At 62.9% G+C, this 18,806-nt stretch carries 20 protein-coding genes; 10 read left to right on the top strand and 10 right to left on the bottom strand.

Translation table 11 applies throughout. The features are described 5' to 3' along the window. Positions 1 to 5: 5 nt before the first annotated feature. Positions 6 to 1,526: a hypothetical protein gene (locus IVA95_RS18490; RefSeq protein ID WP_247511780.1), complete on the bottom strand. Its 1,521-nt coding sequence runs from the start codon at positions 1,524 to 1,526 to the stop codon at positions 6 to 8. Between the two features lie 178 nt (positions 1,527 to 1,704). Between IVA95_RS18490 and IVA95_RS18485 the strand changes: the two genes are divergently transcribed. From IVA95_RS18485 to proC, 3 genes are all read left to right on the top strand, one after another. Beyond that, positions 1,705 to 3,333: a glycosyltransferase 87 family protein gene (locus IVA95_RS18485; RefSeq protein WP_247511779.1), complete on the top strand. Its 1,629-nt coding sequence runs from the start codon at positions 1,705 to 1,707 to the stop codon at positions 3,331 to 3,333. Positions 3,334 to 3,726: 393 nt separating this feature from the next. After that, complete coding sequence (locus IVA95_RS18480) at positions 3,727 to 4,227, top strand: YbjN domain-containing protein (protein WP_247511778.1); 501 nt, start codon at positions 3,727 to 3,729, stop codon at positions 4,225 to 4,227. Positions 4,228 to 4,424: 197 nt separating this feature from the next. Then, positions 4,425 to 5,246: a pyrroline-5-carboxylate reductase gene (gene proC, locus IVA95_RS18475; RefSeq protein ID WP_247511777.1), complete on the top strand. Its 822-nt coding sequence runs from the start codon at positions 4,425 to 4,427 to the stop codon at positions 5,244 to 5,246. A 145-nt stretch (positions 5,247 to 5,391) separates the two neighbouring features. Here the strand turns inward: proC and IVA95_RS18470 are convergent, their stop codons facing one another. The 6 genes from IVA95_RS18470 to IVA95_RS18445 form a co-directional block, all read right to left on the bottom strand. After that, positions 5,392 to 5,787: a thioesterase family protein gene (locus tag IVA95_RS18470; protein WP_247511776.1), complete on the bottom strand. Its 396-nt coding sequence runs from the start codon at positions 5,785 to 5,787 to the stop codon at positions 5,392 to 5,394. Between the two features lie 133 nt (positions 5,788 to 5,920). Beyond that, complete coding sequence (locus IVA95_RS18465) at positions 5,921 to 6,133, bottom strand: tautomerase family protein (RefSeq protein WP_028350741.1); 213 nt, start codon at positions 6,131 to 6,133, stop codon at positions 5,921 to 5,923. A 152-nt stretch (positions 6,134 to 6,285) separates the two neighbouring features. Further along, positions 6,286 to 7,758, bottom strand: a complete 1,473-nt coding sequence (hisS, locus tag IVA95_RS18460; protein ID WP_247511775.1) for a histidine--tRNA ligase — start codon at positions 7,756 to 7,758, stop codon at positions 6,286 to 6,288. 56 nt (positions 7,759 to 7,814) lie between these two features. Beyond that, positions 7,815 to 8,333 carry a DUF2314 domain-containing protein gene (locus tag IVA95_RS18455; protein ID WP_247511811.1) on the bottom strand — a complete coding sequence of 173 codons (519 nt, stop codon included), beginning with the start codon at positions 8,331 to 8,333 and terminating at the stop codon, positions 7,815 to 7,817. A 375-nt stretch (positions 8,334 to 8,708) separates the two neighbouring features. After that, complete coding sequence (locus IVA95_RS18450) at positions 8,709 to 9,602, bottom strand: branched-chain amino acid aminotransferase (RefSeq protein ID WP_247511774.1); 894 nt, start codon at positions 9,600 to 9,602, stop codon at positions 8,709 to 8,711. A gap of 126 nt (positions 9,603 to 9,728) precedes the next feature. Beyond that, a complete protein-coding gene (locus tag IVA95_RS18445) occupies positions 9,729 to 10,805 on the bottom strand; it encodes a branched-chain amino acid aminotransferase (protein ID WP_247511773.1) in 1,077 nt (358 codons plus the stop codon). Positions 10,806 to 11,173: 368 nt separating this feature from the next. Between IVA95_RS18445 and IVA95_RS18440 the strand changes: the two genes are divergently transcribed. Genes IVA95_RS18440 through IVA95_RS18430 form a run of 3 tightly spaced genes read left to right on the top strand, consistent with a single transcriptional unit; the run spans position 11,174 to position 13,772 of the window. Beyond that, complete coding sequence (locus tag IVA95_RS18440) at positions 11,174 to 11,641, top strand: MarR family transcriptional regulator (protein WP_247511772.1); 468 nt, start codon at positions 11,174 to 11,176, stop codon at positions 11,639 to 11,641. After that, entirely contained in the window at positions 11,638 to 12,378 is a 741-nt protein-coding gene (locus IVA95_RS18435) for a response regulator transcription factor (RefSeq protein ID WP_247511771.1), read from the top strand. The genes IVA95_RS18440 and IVA95_RS18435 overlap by 4 nt, the downstream gene beginning before the upstream one ends. Positions 12,379 to 12,386: 8 nt before the next feature. Continuing rightward, the gene (locus IVA95_RS18430) at positions 12,387 to 13,772 is read left to right on the top strand and encodes an ATP-binding protein (protein WP_247511768.1); all 1,386 of its coding nucleotides are present in this window, start codon (positions 12,387 to 12,389) and stop codon (positions 13,770 to 13,772) included. Between the two features lie 18 nt (positions 13,773 to 13,790). Here the strand turns inward: IVA95_RS18430 and IVA95_RS18425 are convergent, their stop codons facing one another. Both IVA95_RS18425 and IVA95_RS18420 read right to left on the bottom strand, forming a co-directional pair. Continuing rightward, the gene (locus IVA95_RS18425) at positions 13,791 to 14,327 is read right to left on the bottom strand and encodes a DUF3617 family protein (protein ID WP_247511767.1); all 537 of its coding nucleotides are present in this window, start codon (positions 14,325 to 14,327) and stop codon (positions 13,791 to 13,793) included. A 107-nt stretch (positions 14,328 to 14,434) separates the two neighbouring features. After that, positions 14,435 to 14,740, bottom strand: a complete 306-nt coding sequence (locus IVA95_RS18420; protein WP_247511766.1) for a hypothetical protein — start codon at positions 14,738 to 14,740, stop codon at positions 14,435 to 14,437. A 249-nt stretch (positions 14,741 to 14,989) separates the two neighbouring features. Here IVA95_RS18420 and IVA95_RS18415 point away from each other — a divergent pair, with 249 nt between their 5' ends. The 4 genes from IVA95_RS18415 to IVA95_RS18400 all read left to right on the top strand — a co-directional run bounded on the left by IVA95_RS18415 (position 14,990) and on the right by IVA95_RS18400 (position 17,865). Further along, entirely contained in the window at positions 14,990 to 15,412 is a 423-nt protein-coding gene (locus IVA95_RS18415) for a hypothetical protein (protein ID WP_247511765.1), read from the top strand. 122 nt (positions 15,413 to 15,534) lie between these two features. Beyond that, positions 15,535 to 16,215: a ribonuclease T2 gene (locus IVA95_RS18410; protein ID WP_247511764.1), complete on the top strand. Its 681-nt coding sequence runs from the start codon at positions 15,535 to 15,537 to the stop codon at positions 16,213 to 16,215. Positions 16,216 to 16,526: 311 nt separating this feature from the next. Further along, complete coding sequence (gene rlmJ, locus IVA95_RS18405) at positions 16,527 to 17,387, top strand: 23S rRNA (adenine(2030)-N(6))-methyltransferase RlmJ (protein WP_247511763.1); 861 nt, start codon at positions 16,527 to 16,529, stop codon at positions 17,385 to 17,387. Positions 17,388 to 17,649: 262 nt separating this feature from the next. Further along, complete coding sequence (locus IVA95_RS18400) at positions 17,650 to 17,865, top strand: cold-shock protein (RefSeq protein WP_028350729.1); 216 nt, start codon at positions 17,650 to 17,652, stop codon at positions 17,863 to 17,865. A gap of 27 nt (positions 17,866 to 17,892) precedes the next feature. On the opposite strand, the gene IVA95_RS18395 is transcribed toward IVA95_RS18400, so the two are convergent. Then, on the bottom strand, positions 17,893 to 18,768 hold the full coding sequence (locus IVA95_RS18395) for an SAM-dependent methyltransferase (protein WP_247511762.1): 876 nt from the start codon (positions 18,766 to 18,768) through the stop codon (positions 17,893 to 17,895). Between the last annotated feature and the right edge of the window lie 38 nt (positions 18,769 to 18,806).

The following is an 18,806-nucleotide window of genomic DNA, read 5'->3' as shown; positions in this document are numbered from 1 at the left end:
AACGGTCAATCGTTTCGGCGCAGGATGTCGATGCCCTCGACCGTCCGCACCAGCGAGTACGGCTTGAGTAACTGCGACACTTCGACGTCGGCGCGCGCCCAGGCGCCCCACTCATTGCGCAGATTGTCGACCAGGACGATGTCGGGCGGTAGTTTTTTGAAATCCTCGATCAACCATTTGCGTTCCAGCGCTAGATAATCGTTGAGCTTGGCATCGGCGGCCGCATCGACGGTTGTCCTTTCGCGCGTCAGCCGCACGAACTCGCGGATCCAGAGATTCTCCTGACGGGAAACCCAGACGCCATTGATATCGCGCACCAGCGGATGGCCGATGGCGGCCTCTCCACTCAGCACCAGTATCCGCGGACGCGGCTTGAGACCCTCGACCGCTTGCTTGACCGGCCCGACATACACGTTGGCATAGAACCAGAGCATGCCGACGATGAAGGTCGCCGCCAGCACGGACGCTGAAATCACGTCACGAAGGCGCGAGCGCGATGCGGCATCGGCCGCACCCGTCAGCGCGTACCCCATCGCGAGTAAAGCAGCCGCGACCATTGGATAGGAATGGTAGGCCCAGCCGCGCCGCTGCAGGAAGAACGAAGCGGCAAATCCGATTGAGGCGAGCATCGCCACCAGCAAGGCCGGATCGGGCTTCGTCTTCTGCCGTGCCAGCAACACTGACACCATCGCGACCGCAAAGACCAGGGTTGCGTCGTTCAGGAAAATCACCGAAGCCGGCATCGACCACGACAAATAGGTGTCGCGAACCAGCGGATAGGTGACGGTGAAGTATTCCGAATAGAAGATGTAGGTTCCGAGACTGACCGTCGTCACGATGACACCGGCGATGATGTTTTCCGGCGCAAACAGCACGCGCCAGGAGCGCGAACGGATAGCGGCAAACAGGATGCACAGGAACGCCGGCACGGTGAAGAACGGCTTGAACGCCAGCGTAATGCCGGCACCCACGCCCGCGATCAGGATCGCCCACAGCGGCAGCTGCTCGCGGTTGCTGCGCAGCGCGTAGACGGCGAGCGCCGGAAGAAAGGTCAGCAGTGCGATGTGCTCGCGCTGAGCAAAGACGTGCATCGGCAGGATCGTCACGACGGCTGCCGCCCACACTGCAAACGCTCCCGACATGCATGGAGCCATCGCTGGCGAGAGCCGCAGGAGGCGCCACACGGCAAACAGCGATGCAGCCGCAAGCAAGAGAAGCTGGGCATCGACCACATGCCGCGCATCGACGCCGACAATACGCGCCAGCGCCACGCCGGGCAGATAGGCGAAGGGCGCCATCGGCGGGTTGATCTCGATGATGTCGCGGTAGAGCTGCTGCCCGTCCAGCATGCGTTCGCCGATAACGAGCAGCCAGCTCACATCGGTGTTCAGGGGAATGATCTGCCTGAGCCCGACGGCGATCGCAAAGACAACGCCGATCAGAATTAGCGGCATCGGCGCTAATTCTGCCCGCGCGGCCGAACCCGATGGCGAGCGGAGCGAAGCGGCATCGAACGGCGAGGTCATGAACTCATCCTACGAGAAAGACCCCGCGACGCTAGCGAATGGGCGTTAACGCGCGATTTGCGAACGATTCGGGAGGTACCGATGATGGCGAAACATTCACGAATCCTTAAAGCCGGCCTCCTAGAGGTATCTCACGTGCCCAACTCCAGATCGCCCGGGCGACGCAAATGGAACAAGCGTGACACACGCCGCTGACGTTGCCGGCACGGATGCTGCAAGGCCCGCAGATCGGGCCTGGCACTGGCAAACGCCAATCCTTCAGATCAATGTTCTGGTGCCGATGGCCATCGCGCTCGGCTCATTGCTGGCCGGCGCGATCTACACCTGGTTTGCCGGCGAGGACGTCAACTGGGATTGGCAAAATTACCACGAGTACAACGTCTGGGCCGTCATCAACGGCCGCTACGGCACCGATGCCTTGCCGGCCGGCTTTCAGGCCTACTTCAACCCGACCGTCTATTTCCCGGTTTACTATCTGCGCCATCTGCTGCCGCCACCCTACGGCCTGATGATCATCGGCGCGGTGCACGGCCTCAATCTGCTGCTGATCTATTTTCTCGTCCGTGTTCTGCTGCGGGAAGCGGCAACAGCCAGCGCGATCGGCGCAGCGATCCTGATTGCCGCCGTCGGGCCGATGACACTTTCGGAAGTGGGCACGAGCTTCTCCGATATTCTCACCGCGCTTCCGATTATTGCAGGCTGCATCCTGATACTGTCGGCAAATGGATCGCATCACGGGCGCTACGTCCTCGCCGGGCTGCTGATCGGCGCGGCCGTCGGCTTGAAGTTGACCAACGTCGTCTATGCGCTCGGCGCGGCTGCCGCCGTGCTGGTTGCGGCCCGGCCGCTGCTGGCAACGCTCTGTCTCGGAGTTGGCGGGCTGATCGGCGCACTCGCGACCGGCGGCGCCTGGGGGCTGATGCTCTGGCGCGAGATGGGCAATCCGATTTTCCCGCTCTTCAATGCCGTGTTCCAGTCAAAAGAACTGGTCCCGATGAACATCATGGACTGGCAGTTCATGCCCCGGGGCCTCCTCGATGCCCTGGCCTATCCCTTCTACTGGCTGGTCGGCGACAACAGGAGCTCGGAATATCCGTTCCGCGATGCGCGATTTGCGGTGGCGATGGTGTTGATCGTGCTCGGCATCGGCCGCTCACTCATCGCCCGCGCTACGATTTTCAGCCGACGCGATGTCCAATTCCTGCTGTTCTTCGCCGTCTCCTATGCGACATGGCTCGCGCTGTTCGCGATTCAGCGTTACGCCATCGTGCTGGAGCTGTTATGCGCGCCGCTGATCGTCCTGCTGATAGCGCGCTGCATGGCCGCAATGCCGGGAGCACAGTCGGGCCGGACCTCCGCGGTGGCTGCGAACTCAGCGATGGTCGCGACGGCGTTGTGCGTGGCGTTGTGGTCGCAACCGGGGGACTGGTTCCGCCGCCCCTGGTCCAATCCGTACAACCCGGCGATCTCGAAGCCGCTTGAGCAGCCGGCGCTCTATTTTCTTCTCGACAAACCGCTGGCCTATGTCGCACCGCTGCTGCCGCCGCAGTCGCGGTTCTATCAGATCGCCGACATTGCCATGCCCATCATACCTGACGGCGAGTTCGACCGCCGCATTCGCACCGCGCTGAACAATCCACTGCCGGGCGGCACATGGGAATTGCATACGCGCGGCAAGCCGATCCGCGAGACATTGCTGGAACGGTATGGTCTGCGGGTGGATGCTTCGCGACCGTGCGTCGAGATCGAAGGCGCGCAGCTCGGAACAGCGATCGAGGCGTGTCCGCTGGCTCCGCGCGAGCGATAGCACCAAAGCGTCCCCCGCCGGCCCTTTCCCGGCCCGTGGGTGCCAGTAGCGACACGGCATGATGTCTTCCCGAGAAATTAACCACAAATTAACCATTGTGGCAGATCTGCCCAATTTCCTCCGGCGCACCGGACTCCGCGGCGTTCGAATCCGATTCCGGTTTGTTCTCAAATTAATCCTTTTGACCGCGTTCAACTGTGGACGACGCCGCTTTGGCCTGTGGACGGACTCAGGGGTCAGTTGCGCGGATTCCGCAAATCACATCACTTGAGCTCGGCAGGCCCCGGGATGATCCGCGATCGGGGGATTGCAGCCGGCGGCGGCGCATCAGTTCAACGCGCGCCGTGCTCCGCGTGCGTATCAGAAGAATTCAAGAAACAGGGTCGAGACGGCATGTCCCTCCTCGAAAGCAATTTTGATTCCCGGAACAACCCGCTCGCGGTGGTCGAGGATATTGCCGCAGATAACAACTGGGCGTTCGAGCGCTCCGGCGAAGACGAAGTCACGATCGCCTCCAAGGGGAACTGGACCGACTACCAGCTCTCCTTCACCTGGATGGCGGAGATCGAGGCACTGCACCTGGCCTCCGCCTTCGATATGAAGATTCCCCCCGCACGCCGCGCGGAAGTGCAGCGGCTGATCGCGGCGATCAATGAACAATTATGGGTCGGCCATTTCGACATCTGGACCCACACCGGCATGATCATGTACCGGCAAGCGCTGGTGCTGCCGGGCGGGCTGAGCGCCTCGACCGCGCAATGCGAGGTCATGCTGGCCGGCGCCATCCACGCCTGCGAGCGCTATTACCCCGCGTTCCAGTTCGTGGTCTGGGCGGGAAAGAGCGCCGCGGAAGCCATGAGCGCGGCGATGTTCGACACCGAGGGCGAGGCGTAAGGTTCTCCCGCCGTCATGCCCGGGCTTCACCCGGGCATCCATCAACGAAGGCGCCTCTCTCAAGTCCGATGGATTGCCGGGTCAAGCCCGGCAATGACGGCTTTGTGCTTGTGACACTTCTCGCGCTTCACTAAAACCGCCTGTGGTTATGAGCCCCCGCGTTCGCGGGGACGACCCTTGCACTTGTGGTGACGCCTATGAGTACCACCAACGCACTTCAAAACCTGCGCGGCACCATCGCGCTCGCCGGCGCCGGAAAAATGGGTGGCGCGATGCTGACCGGCTGGTTGGCCGGCGGCCTCGATGCGAACCGCGTGATTGTCATCGAGCCTCACCCGTCCGACGAGATCAAGGCGCTCGTCGCCAAAGGCATCCGCCTCAATCCGAAGGACGCCGGCACGGTCGATACGCTGGTGATGGCGGTGAAGCCGCAGACGTTCCGCGAAGCGGGGCCGGCGCTGAAGTCCTTGGTCGGAGCGAACACGCTCGTCGCCTCGATCATGGCGGGCACGACGATTGCGGCACTTGAAGAAGTCTGCGGCGGCATGGTGGTTCGCGCAATGCCGAACACGCCGGCCGCGATCGGCCGCGGCATCACCGTTGCAGTGCCTGCAAAGAATGTCAGCGCCGCGCAACGCGCCACGGCCGATGCGCTGCTGCGCGCCACCGGCTCGGTCGAATGGGTCGAGGACGAAAGCCTGATGGATGCGGTGACCGCCGTATCCGGCTCCGGCCCGGCCTACGTGTTCCTGCTCGCCGAAGAACTCGCGCGCGCCGGCGTCGAGGCAGGCCTGCCGGCGGAGCTTGCGACAAAGCTCGCGCGCGAAACCGTCGCGGGCTCCGGCGAATTGCTGCACCGCTCGGGCGTTGCTGCGGCCACGCTGCGCCAGAACGTCACCTCGCCCGGCGGGACCACGGCGGCGGCGCTGGAGGTGCTGATGGCCAAGGACGGCCTGCAGCCGCTGATGATCCGCGCGATCGCCGCGGCAACGAAGCGCTCGAAGGAATTGGCGAAATAGTGAAATAGTAGAAGCGTAGGGTGGGCAAAGCGACTTGTCCGCCGTAGCTCAACGAGCGAAGGCGGAAGCGTGCCCACCACCGCGAGCACAATGCCAAATGGTGGGCACGCTACGCTTTGCCCACCCTACGGCTCCGAACAAGCCGCTACTTCCCCGCAAGCCGTTTTGTAAACGTCTCGACATTGACGAGCCCGCGGGCATGGCGACCGTCGCCGATCTTGCGCTCGCCCTCGAAAGCTTCGACTTCGAAGCGGATCACGCGGCGCTCGACGGCCACGACCTTGCCCGTGACGCGCACCGTCGCGCCGACCAGCGATGCGCCGAGATGGCGGATGTCGACTTCGGTGCCGACCGTGATCCAGCCCGGCTGAAGATAGCCCCTGATGGCATCGCTCGCCGCCATCTCCATTTCCAGGATCATCATCGGCGTCGCATAGACCATCGGCATATCGGGCACGAAATGCCCGACGGTGCGCTCGGGCGGCACCACGAGGGTCCGCTCGGCGATCATGCCGACCTTGATGAAGTCGCGTGCGTCCATATTGGCTGTCGATAATTGCTGTCATTCCGGGATGGTGCGTTAGCACCAGACCTCAGATGCGCAATTGCACATAGAGGAATCTCGAGATTCCGGGTCGATGCTTCGCATCGCCCGGAATGACGGTGATGGAGAGTTACTTCTTTGCTGCAGCAGCCGCCGCGGCGCGCTCCACAAACGTCTTGCCGCCCTTCATTTTGTGGGCCAATGGCGCTTCGTTGATCTGGATCACGACCGCATCGGCATCGACGCCGAGGTTTTTGACCAGCGCCTGGGTGATGTCGCGCATCATGCCGGCCTTCTGCTCGTCGGTGCGACCGGCAGCCATGCTCACAGTAATCTCAGGCATTGGTAGTGCTCCCTTTGTTTTTGCTTACTCGCGAATCCATTATTGCCGGGCATAGTAGTCTGCCCACGCAGACTACGTAACTTTGTCTGCTCCCGGCAATCCATCATTTTAAACATGGATACGCGGGTCAAGCCCGCGTATGACGAAATCAGCTATCCCCACTTCACGTCATGGCGCGACAGCACTTCGCGCACTTTTGCAACGATCTCGCTCTCAGCGCAGGAAAACTGCGCCGGGCGGGTCTCGCGCCATTCCTGATTGGAAGCGATGGCGGCGGCGGCCTTCGCGCCCTCGATCAGATCTTTGATCTGGATTTCGCCGCGCTCCTTTTCGTCCGACCCCTGGATGATCACGCAAGGCGAGTTGCGACGGTCGGCATATTTGAGCTGGTTACCCATGTTTTTTGGATTGCCGAGATAGAGCTCGGCGCGGATGTTCGCATTGCGAAGCTCGGCGACCATCTTCTGGTAGTCGGCGACACGATCGCGATCAAACACCGTGACCACAACCGGGCCAAACTCGGGCCTTGTGTCGAGCTTGCCCAGCATCGTCAGCGCCGCCTGCAACCGCGACACGCCTATGGAGAAACCCGTCGCCGGCACCGGCTCTCCGCGGAAACGCGAGACGAGACCATCGTAGCGGCCACCGCCGCCAACCGAGCCGAAGCGTACGGGGCGGCCCTTTTCGTCCTTCGTGTCGAGCAGGAGTTCGGCCTCGTAGACCGGGCCCGTGTAATATTCGAGGCCGCGCACAACAGAAGGATCGATCACGATACGATCCGCCCCATAGCCCGACGCCGTCACCAATTTGCTGATCGCATCGAGCTCGTCGCGGCCTTCCTGTCCGATCTTGCTATCGCGCAGCCTCGCATCGATTTGTGCGCCTTGTTCGATCGCACCTACGACTAATGCGATGTCATCAGGCTTCAGCCCGGCGCCTTTGGTAAAGTCACCCGACTCGTCCTTGCGACCCTCGCCCAACAATTGCTGCACGCCGGAAATGCCGAGCCGATCAAGCTTGTCGATCGCGCGCATCACCGTCAGCCATTGTCCGTCATCGGCGATGCCAAGCGCGTCTCTCACACCATCGAGCACCTTGCGATTATTCACCTTCACCACATAGGAGCCGCGCGGAATGCCCAGCGCTTCCATTGTGTCCGCAGCCATCATGCACATCTCGGCGTCCGCCGCCGGCGAGGCGGAGCCGACGGTATCTGCATCGAACTGCATGAACTGGCGGAAGCGGCCGGGACCGGGCTTCTCGTTGCGATAGACGTAGCCCGCGCGATAGCTGCGATACGGCTTCGGCAGCGCGTCGAAATTCTCCGCGACATAGCGTGCCAGCGGCGCGGTCAGATCATAGCGCAGCGAGATCCACTGCTCGTCGTCGTCCTGGAACGAGAACACGCCCTCGTTCGGCCGGTCCTGGTCGGGCAGGAATTTGCCGAGCGCGTCGGTGAACTCCATTGCCGGCGTTTCCACCGGCTCAAAACCGTAGCGCTCGTAGACCTCGCGGATTTTCTCGACCATCTGGCGCGTGGCGGCAATCGCAGCCGGGCCACGATCTTCCAGCCCGCGCGGCAGCCGCGCCTTCAGTTTCTGGGGTTTTTTGGATTTTTCAGCCATGGCGGCTAGGTACCAGCCGAGCCGCGGCAGGGCAACCCGGGCTGCATGAGCTTCCCTTAGGGAGTTTCCAGCCTCGCGCGAAGCGCATCGGCGTCGGCCTTCGGCAATGATTTCAATAGCGGCCGGATGGTCTCGCCGCCGACGATCTTGCCGTTGCGCATGAACATCCAGTCCGAGATGTCGGCTTCCTTGAACTCGGCCACGTCCCCTGCCCGCTTGCCCGGCAAATCGCGCGGCGCATTACCGAACCTCCCCGAATAGCGTCCGTCCCCGATCTTCTTCACATCGGCCATCCAGATGTGCTCGCCATTGTTCTTCGTTGTCGGAAAGCGCACCTTGAGAGAATGACCGGCCTCCGACGACTTCGGCGCGTCGTAAGAGGCCCAGAACGTCGGCAGCGTGGCCCGCCCCTTTGCGATCGCGGCATTCATCTCCGCGTTGCCGGAGCTAAGGTCGATCACCGGGGAGCGATCCTGGGCGCTGACGTCCGTTTTGGGGATACCGAGAAATGCGAAGACCGCCAGGGCGAGGACCAGAACGACGCTTTTGGAAAATTTTGAGTGGGCCGAGGTCATCGTCATCACTTCACCAGGCAAGGGCTATCCGCAATCCGGGGAGTTGGTCGCGCTGAGCCGCCAGCGCGTTCACGGCTCCTGCAATTGCACACCGCGGAACGCAGTGGTTTGGTCTCTTCATTCGAGTGCGCGGCTTACCCCTCTCCCCAGCCCTCCCCCGCAAGGGGGAGGGAGCCTTACCACTGTGCTCACTTCACATTGCATGACGGCTACTGCTTAACACTGGTTAGGGACGCACCGGCGGAGGGGTTCCCTCCCCCCTTGCGGGGTCCGAGACGAGCGAAGCTCGCTCGCGGGTTAGGGAGAGGGGTGCCACTTGCTCCGCTGCCAGACTAATGCGCGATGACGCTTTTCAATTGCACGGGAGCGCCTACCTCACGCCGCCGCCGCGGCGGTGCCCTTCGGCTGCACTTCGGCGGAGTAATCTGCCATCAACTGCTCGGAGATCTTGCCGGGCGTGAACTTCCATTGGCCGATCTCGGAAACCGGCGTCACTTCGGCAGCGGTGCCGGTGATGAAGCACTCGGTGAAGCCGTCGAGCTCCTCCGGCATGATGCGGCGCTCGATCACCTCAAGGCCGCGGCGACTCGCCAGGTCGATCGCGGTGGCGCGGGTGATGCCGGCGAGGAAGCAGTCAGCGATCGGCGTGTGGATCTTGCCGTCCTTGACGAAGAAGACGTTGGCGCCGGTGCATTCGGCCACCCGGCCCTGCCAGTCCAGCATCATGGCGTCCGCATAGCCGGCGCGCTCCGCCTTGTGCTTACTGATGGTGCAGATCATGTACAGACCGGACGCCTTGGCCATCGCCGGGATCGTCGCCGGATCGGGCCGCCGGTATTCGGCCATGCACATCCGGATGCCCTTTAGCTTCTCGGCCGGATCGAAATAGCTCGGCCAGTCCCAGGCGGCGATGGCGAGATGGATGGTGTTGGTCGGGGCTGACACGCCCATCATCTCCGAACCGCGCCAGGCGATCGGGCGCAGATAGGCGTCGGGCAGGTTGTTCTTGTCGATGACCAGTTGCTTGGCCGCGTCGATTTCGGCGACTGAGTACGGAATCTCGAAGTCGAGAATATTGGCCGAATTCTTCAGCCGCTCGGAATGCTCGGTGCTCTTGAAAACCTTGCCGCCATAGGCGCGCTCCCCCTCGAACACGCAGCTCGCATAGTGCAGGCCATGGGTCAGGATGTGAACATTCGCGTCAGCCCATGGCACCAGCCTGCCATCGTACCAGATGACACCGTCGATCTTGTCGAACGAAACTCCCATGGTCTCCTCCCGGATTGGCGCTGTTTTAATGAGCCAAGCGTCAGCCTGGCGCAACTCAGCGAGACGCGCGCTACCGAGCGCTTAAAGTGATCTATCGCTTAAGCGGCGGCGTAATTCCGCCGCCGGTCACAGGATCTTTCTGATCCAGTCGTGCGGGTCGGCCGCGCGACCATACTGAATGTCGACCAGCTTCTTGCGCAGCCCCATGGCAACAGGCCCGGCGACGCCGCCGCTGATCTGAAAATCGCCGCTCGCCGAACACACCTTGCCGATCGGCGAGATGACGGCCGCGGTGCCGCAGGCGAACGCCTCTTTCAGCTTGCCGCTGGCAGCATCGGCGCGCCACTGGTCGATCGTGTAGAGTTCCTCGCGCACGGGCGTGCCGGAATCCTTCGCGAGCGCGATGATTGAATCGCGGGTGATGCCCGGGAGGATCGTGCCGAGCGGCGGTGTCAGCAGCGAGCCGTCGTCAAACACGAAGAAGACGTTCATGCCGCCGAGTTCCTCGATGTAGCGGCGCTCGATCGCGTCGAGGAAAACCACCTGATCGCAGCCGTGCTCGATGGCCTCGGCCTGCGCGCGCAGGCTCGCGGCGTAATTGCCGCCGCATTTGACGGCGCCGGTGCCGCCGATCGCGGCGCGCGTGTAGTTCTCCGACACCCAGATCGACACCGGCGCAGGTCCCCCCTTGAAATACGAGCCAACCGGCGAGGCAATGACCGCGAAGATGTATTCCGCCGATGGCTTCACGCCGAGGAATATCTCGCTCGCGATCATGAAGGGCCGCAAATAGAGACTGCCCTCGCCGCCAGGTATCCAGGCGCTGTCGATACGCACGAGCTGCTCGACCGCTTCGATGAAGATCGCCTCGGGTAGCGGCGTCATGGCCATGCGCTCCGCCGAACTGTTAAAGCGCCTCGCGTTGGCGTCGGGGCGGAACAGGTTCACGCCGTTGTCGCGCTTATAGGCCTTGAGGCCTTCGAAAATCTCCTGCGCGTAGTGCAGGACGGCCGTGGCCGGATCGAGCGGAAAATTCGCTCGGGATTCGACCCGCGCGTCATGCCAGCCGTTCGCCTGATTGTAGCGGACGATGGCCATGTGATCGGTAAAAATCCGGCCGAAGCCCGGGTCCACGAGCTTGGCCGCGCGCTCCTTTTCGGGAGTTGGATTCGCCGTAGGCCGGATTTCGAATTTCAAACTCATTCCCTTGCTTCCCGCTATTGGCCGGCTCGATAGGTCTGGACTTCACCATTACCGGCCTGGCGGCCGGCTTCCGTCGCCGTCATGTCGGTCGAGGACATGCTTTTGCGGGATGCCGAAGTCCAGTATGTTTGCCGAAATGCCGCTCGACAATCGCACGGTAATCCATTTGCGGCCGTTGCCGCCATCGCTGGCTTTTTCCGGCTGCCTGACACGTCACCAGGTTCGAAACGACCTAAAGTTTCGTTGTGGCCGGCAGTTTTGTAACATTGAACCCAAGATATGTCAACATGACTGACGTAAATTTCTCAAAGAGTACCACGGCTCCCGATTCGCAGGGGACCGCCAGCCCTGCCCCGCGGACCGGTGAGATGCGCTGGGACATTATCGAACTGCTGTTCTTCGCCTACCGCGACTTCGTCGGCGACGCCGACCAAGAGCTTGAGGCCTTCGGGTTCGGCCGCGCCCATCACCGCGTGATGCATTTCGTCTACCGCTACCCCGGCCTCAAGGTCGCCGACCTCCTGGACGTGTTGCGGATCACCAAGCAGTCGCTTGGCCGGGTGCTCAAGCAGCTGCTCGACGAGGGCTACATCATCCAGAAGACCGGCAATAACGACCGCCGGCAGCGCCTTCTTTACGCCACCCCGAAGGGCGAAGCGTTGGTGGCAAAGCTCGCAGGGCTGCAGACCGATCGCATCACCCGCGCGCTCCGGGACATCAATCCCGAAGGCGTCGCCGCGATCAGCGCGTTCCTGCGCGCGATGATCGATCGCGACGACCCCGACAAGGTGTTAGAGGCGATCTTCGGGATCGGCAGCAAGAAGCCAAGGGAGTGATCGTGCCGCAAGGAGCAACTATCGCTGCAGCCACCACGCGCGCGCCGCGGCAACTGGCTGATGACGCCCCGCATCTGCTCTTGGTCGACGACGACCGCCGTATCCGCGATCTGTTGTCGCGGTTTCTGACCGGCGAGGGTTATCGCGTCACGACCGCCTCGAGCGCGGACGACGCGCGCGCCAAACTGCTCGGCCTGCATTTCGACCTCCTGATCCTCGACGTCATGATGCCCGGCGAAACCGGGTTCGACCTGGCGCGGTTCATTCGCACCTCCTCCTCGGTGCCGATCATCATGCTGACGGCGCGCCACGAGGCCGAGGCGCGGATCGAGGGCCTGCAGATCGGCGCCGATGATTACGTTGCTAAGCCGTTCGAGCCGCGCGAACTGATCTTGAGGATCGGCAATATCCTCAAGCGCTCCGCGCCGCCGCCGGTGGAGGCGCTGGAGCAGATCGCGTTCGGCCCTTACGTTTTCCATCTCGATCGTGGCGAACTGCGCCAGGGCGAGGACATCATTCACCTGACCGACCGCGAACGCGAAATGCTGCGCATTCTGGCCGCCAGTCCCGGCGAAACGGTGCCGCGCGCGGCGCTGACCGGCGGCGGCACGGTGAACGAGCGCGCGGTCGACGTGCAGATCAACCGCCTGCGGCGCAAGATCGAGCGCGATCCCGCCAATCCGCTGTTCCTGCAGGCGGCGCGCGGCATCGGCTATCGCCTGGTTGCGTCGCCCTGAGCCAGCTCATGAGCACGCTCGACACCGGCCTGACGTTCATCCGTAACGCGTCGCAACGCGTCTCCAGGGCCAATGGCTGGATGGGCAACGCGTTCAAGAGCTGGATGCCGACCGGCCTCTACGCCCGCGCGCTCCTGATCATGATCGTTCCGATGGTGATCCTGCAAACGGTCGTGGCGTTCGTGTTCATGGAGCGGCACTGGAACACGGTGACGCGACGCCTGTCGGCAGCCGTTGTGCAGGACATCGCCAGCCTGATCGATGTCTACAAGGCTTTTCCGCAGGACAAGGACCGCGCGCAATTGCGCCACATCGGACAGCGGCTGCAATTGGTCGTCGATTTTCTTCCCGTCGGCGATATGCCGCAGCCCGGGCCGAAACCGTTCTTCTCACTGCTCGACCAGACCCTGTCGGCGCAGATCGGGCGCCAGATCCGCCGCCCGTTCTGGATCGACACCGTCGGCAAGTCCAATCTGGTTGAAATCCGAATCCAGCTCGACGATGCCGTGATGCGCGTGTTCGCACAGCGCAGCGCCGCCTATGCCTCCAATTCGGAGATTTTTATCTTCTGGATGCTCGGCACCTCCTCCATCCTGCTGATCGTCGCGGTGCTGTTCCTGCGCAACCAGATCAGGCCGATCCTGCGGCTGGCGGACGCCGCCGAAAGTTTCGGCAAGGGCCGCGAGGTGCCGAATTTCCGTCCGCGCGGCGCGCGGGAGGTGCGGCAAGCGGCACAGGCATTTCTGGAGATGAAGGCCCGCGTCGAACGCTCGATCGAGCAGCGCACCGCGATGCTGGCCGGCGTCAGCCACGACCTGCGCACCATCCTGACCCGCTTCAAGCTCGAACTTGCACTGATCGGCGACAGCCCCGAAGTCGACGGCATGCGCAAGGACGTCGACGAAATGGCCGGCATGCTGGAAGCCTATCTCTCCTTTGCGCGCGGCGACAGCGGCGAGATCGCGCAGCCGACCGACATGGCGATGGCGCTGGAGGAATTGCGCAGCGACGCCGAACGCCACGGCCATACCGCAACCGTGACGTTCCACGGCCTGCCGGTCGTGACGGTGAAGCCGGCCTCGTTCAAGCGCTGCATCGCCAACCTCGTCTCCAATGCGGCGCGGTACGCCAAGACGGTCGCCATCACAGGCCACCGCGATCATCGCTATCTGACGGTGACGGTCGACGACGACGGGCCGGGCATTCCGGTCAACATGCGCGAGGAAGTATTCAAGCCGTTCCTGCGGCTCGACGATGCCCGTAACCAGGACGAAGGCGGCACGGGCCTCGGCCTCGCCATCGCCCGCGACATCGCCCGCTCGCACGGCGGCGACATCACGCTCGGCGACAGCCCGATGGGCGGCCTGCGCGCGGCGGTAAGGGTGCCGGTGTAGTTGGGCGAAGTAGCTCGCTTACTTCTTCGGCATGATGGACTTCAGCTTTTCCATGTCCTTGATGTTCATTTTCATGCCGCCGGGCATTATGGTGTCACCGGGCTTCTGATCGCTCTTGCAAGCGCCAAGCCATTTGGCCTCGATCGTCGTGGTGTTGTCGCGCCCCCCGCCGGCCGGGCCCCCCTCGCTGCGCGAGGTCGACTTCACGGTATAGGCGGAATTGAAGTCGCCGGTGATCTCGGCATGCGACTTGATCGTCATGCCGGCGATGCCGCAGACGGAATCGGTGACATACCCCGCCGCCGTCTTCTGGATGTCCTGCTTCGAGCACATCTCTTTGGCCATCGGCGACATTGCAGTGCTCATGTCCTTGTCGGTGGTCTCGTCGGTGCATTGCTGCATAGTCATCTCAGGCACCGGCGCGCCTGTACTCAGCACCTTCATCTCCCACAGGCCGGCCTTGCGCACCGGCAACTCCACGGCGACGGCGCTGCTTGCCGACAACAGAGCAAGCACACCAACGGCCGAGCAAGACACAAGAAGCAGTCGTCTCATAAGCAGGCCCCCGCTGAATTCTTCCATGGCATTCGTCTTCGTGCGAAGTGAACACACGCTCCGCGTGGCGAAAACATGTCCAGCCGGAAAACAGGTAGCGGCAGCGCTCAGTAAAGCGTCCGCAGCGGCCGCTCAGCGGCGCCATAGGGCACCCAGCGGCAGGCAAACGAAACGTAGCCGCCGTAATTGGGCTGCACACCGAGGAATTTCACCACCTTGCCGTAGCGGGCGCAGTGATCGACGGCGAGCTGGCGGGCGTCGGCCTGCCTAGCGAGCGGATAGGCGATGATGCCACCGGTGTCATTGCCCTTGAACGGTGGCACGGTGTCGATATCCCACCACTGCGCCTGGGCCGGCGCCCCCGCCAGCAATCCGCCCATGGCAATCAGGCACGTGGCCACAATTCTTCGCATCGCAGGCTCCATTTCGCTCGAAGCTCACCATAGTGTGCGCCGGTGGCCGTGAAAAGAATGGTTGCGGCACGAGGCGGACTTGGCTGTCAGGTGTTGCCGCGTTGCACTTGACCTTGTCAGGGCTTCGCGGCACCGTCCCATGCGTTGACTTACCGGCGGATTCCCATGCGCAATTTGTTCACATCCTTGAGAGCTCTCGGCCCCAGAGCACTTGGCCCCAGAACACTTGGCCCCAGAGCACTTGGCCCTATGGCGGCGGCGCTCGCTCTGCTGGTCTCCAGCCATGCCGCCCAGGCCGCGAATCCCCTGGAATTGAATTTCTGGCTGTCAGGCCCGAAGTATGACGGCCGCGTCGCCGAGTGCGAGCGGGCGCTGTCGACCATCGCCTATCAATTCCGGGAGAAGGAGGGCAAGTTCTGGAATTCGGCGCTGGTGATCACCGGCTTTGGTCGGATCCATGAAACCGCATTTCGGCCCTGGCAGTCCGACAACATTCCGCGCCGCTACTGCAGCGGTGACGTGATGCTGAGCGACGGGAAGATGCGCACCGTGCACTACTCGATTATCGAGGATGGCGGCTTTGCAGGATTCGGCCAAGGCGTCGAATGGTGCGTGACCGGGCTTGACCGCAACTGGGCCTATAGCCCGGGCTGCCGAGCCGCGCGGCCCTGATTCCCCATTTCCGACGGTTAAACAGACCCGCTTCCGGCTAGTTTGCGGAATCAGCTAATTTTGTTCTTGAAATGTTCCGGCTCCCTGCTACGCTCCCGGTAGTCTAGTAGAGGGGGCGTTCGATGCACCGGTCCATCATTATTTCGCGGGTTTTGATTTCACTGGCGCTTGTTGCCGCCTTGGCCGGGACGGCGGCCGCACAGGACCGCCGCCAGAACGCGCCGGGCGAATTCGATTTTTATGTCCTGGCTCTTTCCTGGTCGCCCTCCTTCTGCGAGGCAGCGGCTGAGCGCGGCAATAGCGGGCGTTCACAGGCCCAGTGCAGCCGCCCCTATTCCTTCGTGGTTCACGGCCTGTGGCCTCAATATGAGCGCGGATTTCCCGAATACTGCCAACGGCCCTCGCCGCGGCTCGATCGCAACATCATGACCTCGATGCTGGACCTGATGCCGGCGCCCGGCCTGATCTTCAACGAATGGGACAAGCACGGCACCTGTTCGGGTCTTGGCGCGCGAGCCTATTTCGAGAGCATCCGGAAAGCGCGCGCGGCGGTGAAGATCCCGGAGGAATTCCTGCAATTGTCCGAAGAGAAGACCATCGCCCCCAGCGATCTCGAACAGGCCTTCATCAAGATCAACCCGGGCTTGAGCAGTTCGGCGATGTCGGTGACCTGCTCCAGCCGGCGCCTGAGCGAGGTGCGGATCTGCCTGAGCAAGGACATGCAATTCCGCGCCTGCGAGGAAATCGACCGCCGCGCCTGCCGGCGTGACGAGGTGGTGATGCCGCCGGTACGGGGCAGCTAAGATCCGCTCACCGTCATGCCAGGACATGGCGGTCCGCTTTGCGCAGACTGCTCGAAGTTGTCTGCGTTCCCGGTCATCCACGGCTTTATCGTCATCTGCAAGACGCGTGGATGGCCGGGACCTATCTGCACCAAGGCGTCTTTGGCCGTTTCGGCCCTGATCGTGAGGCGTTTGCGAGCAGGACCCGTCTTCGCCAAAGGCTTCGCCGGGTTTTCAGCCATGGTCCTCCGAAGCGTTTCGCGAAGGACGACAAGGCCGGCCCTGACGAGTAGAAGACACTTTCGTCTGCTCCAATTGATCGGCCGACTGCCATGAACTACCGACACGCCTTTCACGCCGGCGGCTTTGCTGATGTCATCAAGCACATCGTGCTGGTGCGGATGCTGACCTATCTGCAGGAAAAGCAGGCCCCGTTTCGCGTCATCGACACCCATGCCGGCGCCGGGCGCTATGATCTTACGGCTGAGGAGGCGCGCCGCGGCGGCGAATGGCTGACCGGCATTGCGCGGGTGATGCAGGCACGGTTCTCGGAAACCGCGCTGCCGCTGGTGAGCCCCTATCTCGATATCGTCAGGGCATTCAACGCCCCCGGCAAGCTGGAGGCCTATCCCGGATCGCCCCTGATCGCCCGCTCGCTGCTGCGGCCGCAGGACCGCCTCACAGCCTGTGAAATCGAGCCCAATGCCCGCAGGCAACTGATCGACGCGCTGCGCCGCGACAGTCAGGCGCGAGTGGTCGATCTCGACGGCTGGACGGCGTTGCCGGCCTTCGTGCCGCCCAACGAGCGGCGCGGTCTGGTGCTGATCGATCCCGCGTTCGAGCAAAAGGACGAATTCGAGCGGCTGGCCAGCGGATTTGCCGAGGCCTACGCCAAATGGCCGACCGGCAGCTACCTGATCTGGTATCCGGTGAAGAGCCGGCGCGCTGCCGACACCCTGGCGCGCCTGGTCGCTGAGGCAGCCGCTGCCAGTAAGCCAGCCGGGAAATGCTTAAGGCTCGAATTCAGCGTTGCGCCGCAGGCGCCGGGCGGCCCCCTCACCTCCACCGGGCTTCTGATCGTCAATCCGCCGTGGACGCTGGCGGGTGAGTTGAAGGCAATTCTGCCCGAGCTCGAAAAACCGCTGGGCCAGGGCGGGGCCGGCCGCTTCAAACTGGAGACGCCCAAGCCCTAAGGGGCGGCGCGGGCCGGTGAAAAGTGCGAATCGCCGTAGTCAGTTTACGCGAAACCGTATTATGCTCAGTCCGTTGGGACTGGCTTTACGTTCCGCTTCCGCGAATGGTTGCGGCGGAGTGATCAAGGCCAAATAAGATCCGGGTCGGTCGGCGGCGTGAACCCGATCGGCTCAGGTGGCCAAGCTTCCGGCAGCGAATGTCCGGTCGGCCGATACGCGAGGTGCGCGTGGCGGCGGAGCAATACGGGGGAGGAGTTTCCCGATGGCCATGACTGGAACAGTCAAGTTCTTCAATGGAGAACGCGGCTACGGCTTCATCAAGCCCGATGATGGCGGCCGCGATGTGTTCGTGCACATCACCGCTGTCGAGCGGGCCGGATTGAAGGATTTGACTGAAGGGCAGCGCATTACGTTCGAGGTTGAACCCGACAAGAAGGGCAAAGGCCCCAAGGCGGTCAACCTGGTGATTTCTTCGTGAGCTGACGCTCGCGTTTGAAAACGGACTTTATTGCCTGCGATGCTCGACTGGAGCGGCTTTGCCGCTCAACGTTGACGCATGCATGATATGGCCGCCGCGCGCCGGCGCCGATCGTTCGGCATCCGGAAAGAAAAGGTTTGCGAGTTCGGCTGGGCCGATATCTCGCGTCTGCCGAAACCCTGCCGCGCGCATTTTTTCGCCCAGCAGCGCGGTATCGAAATAGCTCTGGATTCGCTCCCCCATCGCTGCCACGCGCTCAGTCAGCGCCTGATGCGCCGCGCGTCCGGCGGGTGCGATCGAAGCCAACGGGTTGACATAGTCGAACACCACCTCGGCGCCGCCTCGCAGTTGCGCAATATAGCCGAGCGTCGAGAAAATTGCCGGTTCGGTCAGATACGGCACGACGCCGAGCCAACTGAAAAAGCTGCGCTTGCCGGCATCGAAGCCTGCAGCTTCGAGCTTTTCCGACAGCCTATCACGCTCGAAATCCGCCGCGACGTAGGCCAGGGAATCCGGCACGGCAATCGCTGCAGTGGCCAGCATCTGGCGCTTGCTCGCCTGCATCGCCGGATGATCGACCTCAAAAATCCGCAAACGATGCGCTACCGTCGTCCGATAAGCCAGCGTCTCGAGACCGGCGCCGAGCACTACGAGCTGCGCCGTTCCGGCCTCCACCGCAGTATTCAGGGCGTCCTCGGCGATCCGCGACCGCGCGGCAATGAACCACCGCAGTCGCGGCCCGGACGTGTGGGCCCGCGCATGGTCGAGCGATATTTCAATATCGTCTCCGAGAATGCGCAATGCGAGCGGATCGACCAGGATCGAGGCGTTGTCCAGTACCTGATGCGCCGCACGCAGGCGGGCAGCACCCAACGCAGTCAGACTCGGCCGTCCCGTCTGCATGATACAATCGTATCGCAGTTCGAACCGGGCGCCCAGTT

The sequence above is a fragment of the Bradyrhizobium sp. 157 genome (genome assembly GCF_023073815.1).
Taxonomy (GTDB): domain Bacteria; phylum Pseudomonadota; class Alphaproteobacteria; order Rhizobiales; family Xanthobacteraceae; genus Bradyrhizobium.
Note: the sequence above shows the minus strand (reverse complement) of the source record. Positions and strands in the feature narration are given on the sequence as shown.

Coding starts and splice junctions, on each gene's coding strand:
- IVA95_RS18490 (WP_247511780.1), bottom strand. CDS start 1,526: ATGACCTCGCCGTTCGATGCCGCTTCGCTCCGCTCGCCATCGGGTTCG.
- IVA95_RS18480 (WP_247511778.1), top strand. CDS start 3,727: ATGTCCCTCCTCGAAAGCAATTTTGATTCCCGGAACAACCCGCTCGCG.
- proC (WP_247511777.1), top strand. CDS start 4,425: ATGAGTACCACCAACGCACTTCAAAACCTGCGCGGCACCATCGCGCTC.
- IVA95_RS18470 (WP_247511776.1), bottom strand. CDS start 5,787: ATGGACGCACGCGACTTCATCAAGGTCGGCATGATCGCCGAGCGGACC.
- IVA95_RS18465 (WP_028350741.1), bottom strand. CDS start 6,133: ATGCCTGAGATTACTGTGAGCATGGCTGCCGGTCGCACCGACGAGCAG.
- hisS (WP_247511775.1), bottom strand. CDS start 7,758: ATGGCTGAAAAATCCAAAAAACCCCAGAAACTGAAGGCGCGGCTGCCG.
- IVA95_RS18455 (WP_247511811.1), bottom strand. CDS start 8,333: ATGACCTCGGCCCACTCAAAATTTTCCAAAAGCGTCGTTCTGGTCCTC.
- IVA95_RS18450 (WP_247511774.1), bottom strand. CDS start 9,602: ATGGGAGTTTCGTTCGACAAGATCGACGGTGTCATCTGGTACGATGGC.
- IVA95_RS18445 (WP_247511773.1), bottom strand. CDS start 10,805: ATGAGTTTGAAATTCGAAATCCGGCCTACGGCGAATCCAACTCCCGAA.
- IVA95_RS18440 (WP_247511772.1), top strand. CDS start 11,174: ATGCGCTGGGACATTATCGAACTGCTGTTCTTCGCCTACCGCGACTTC.
- IVA95_RS18430 (WP_247511768.1), top strand. CDS start 12,387: ATGAGCACGCTCGACACCGGCCTGACGTTCATCCGTAACGCGTCGCAA.
- IVA95_RS18425 (WP_247511767.1), bottom strand. CDS start 14,327: ATGAGACGACTGCTTCTTGTGTCTTGCTCGGCCGTTGGTGTGCTTGCT.
- IVA95_RS18420 (WP_247511766.1), bottom strand. CDS start 14,740: ATGCGAAGAATTGTGGCCACGTGCCTGATTGCCATGGGCGGATTGCTG.
- IVA95_RS18415 (WP_247511765.1), top strand. CDS start 14,990: ATGGCGGCGGCGCTCGCTCTGCTGGTCTCCAGCCATGCCGCCCAGGCC.
- IVA95_RS18410 (WP_247511764.1), top strand. CDS start 15,535: ATGCACCGGTCCATCATTATTTCGCGGGTTTTGATTTCACTGGCGCTT.
- rlmJ (WP_247511763.1), top strand. CDS start 16,527: ATGAACTACCGACACGCCTTTCACGCCGGCGGCTTTGCTGATGTCATC.
- IVA95_RS18400 (WP_028350729.1), top strand. CDS start 17,650: ATGGCCATGACTGGAACAGTCAAGTTCTTCAATGGAGAACGCGGCTAC.
- IVA95_RS18395 (WP_247511762.1), bottom strand. CDS start 18,768: ATGCAGACGGGACGGCCGAGTCTGACTGCGTTGGGTGCTGCCCGCCTG.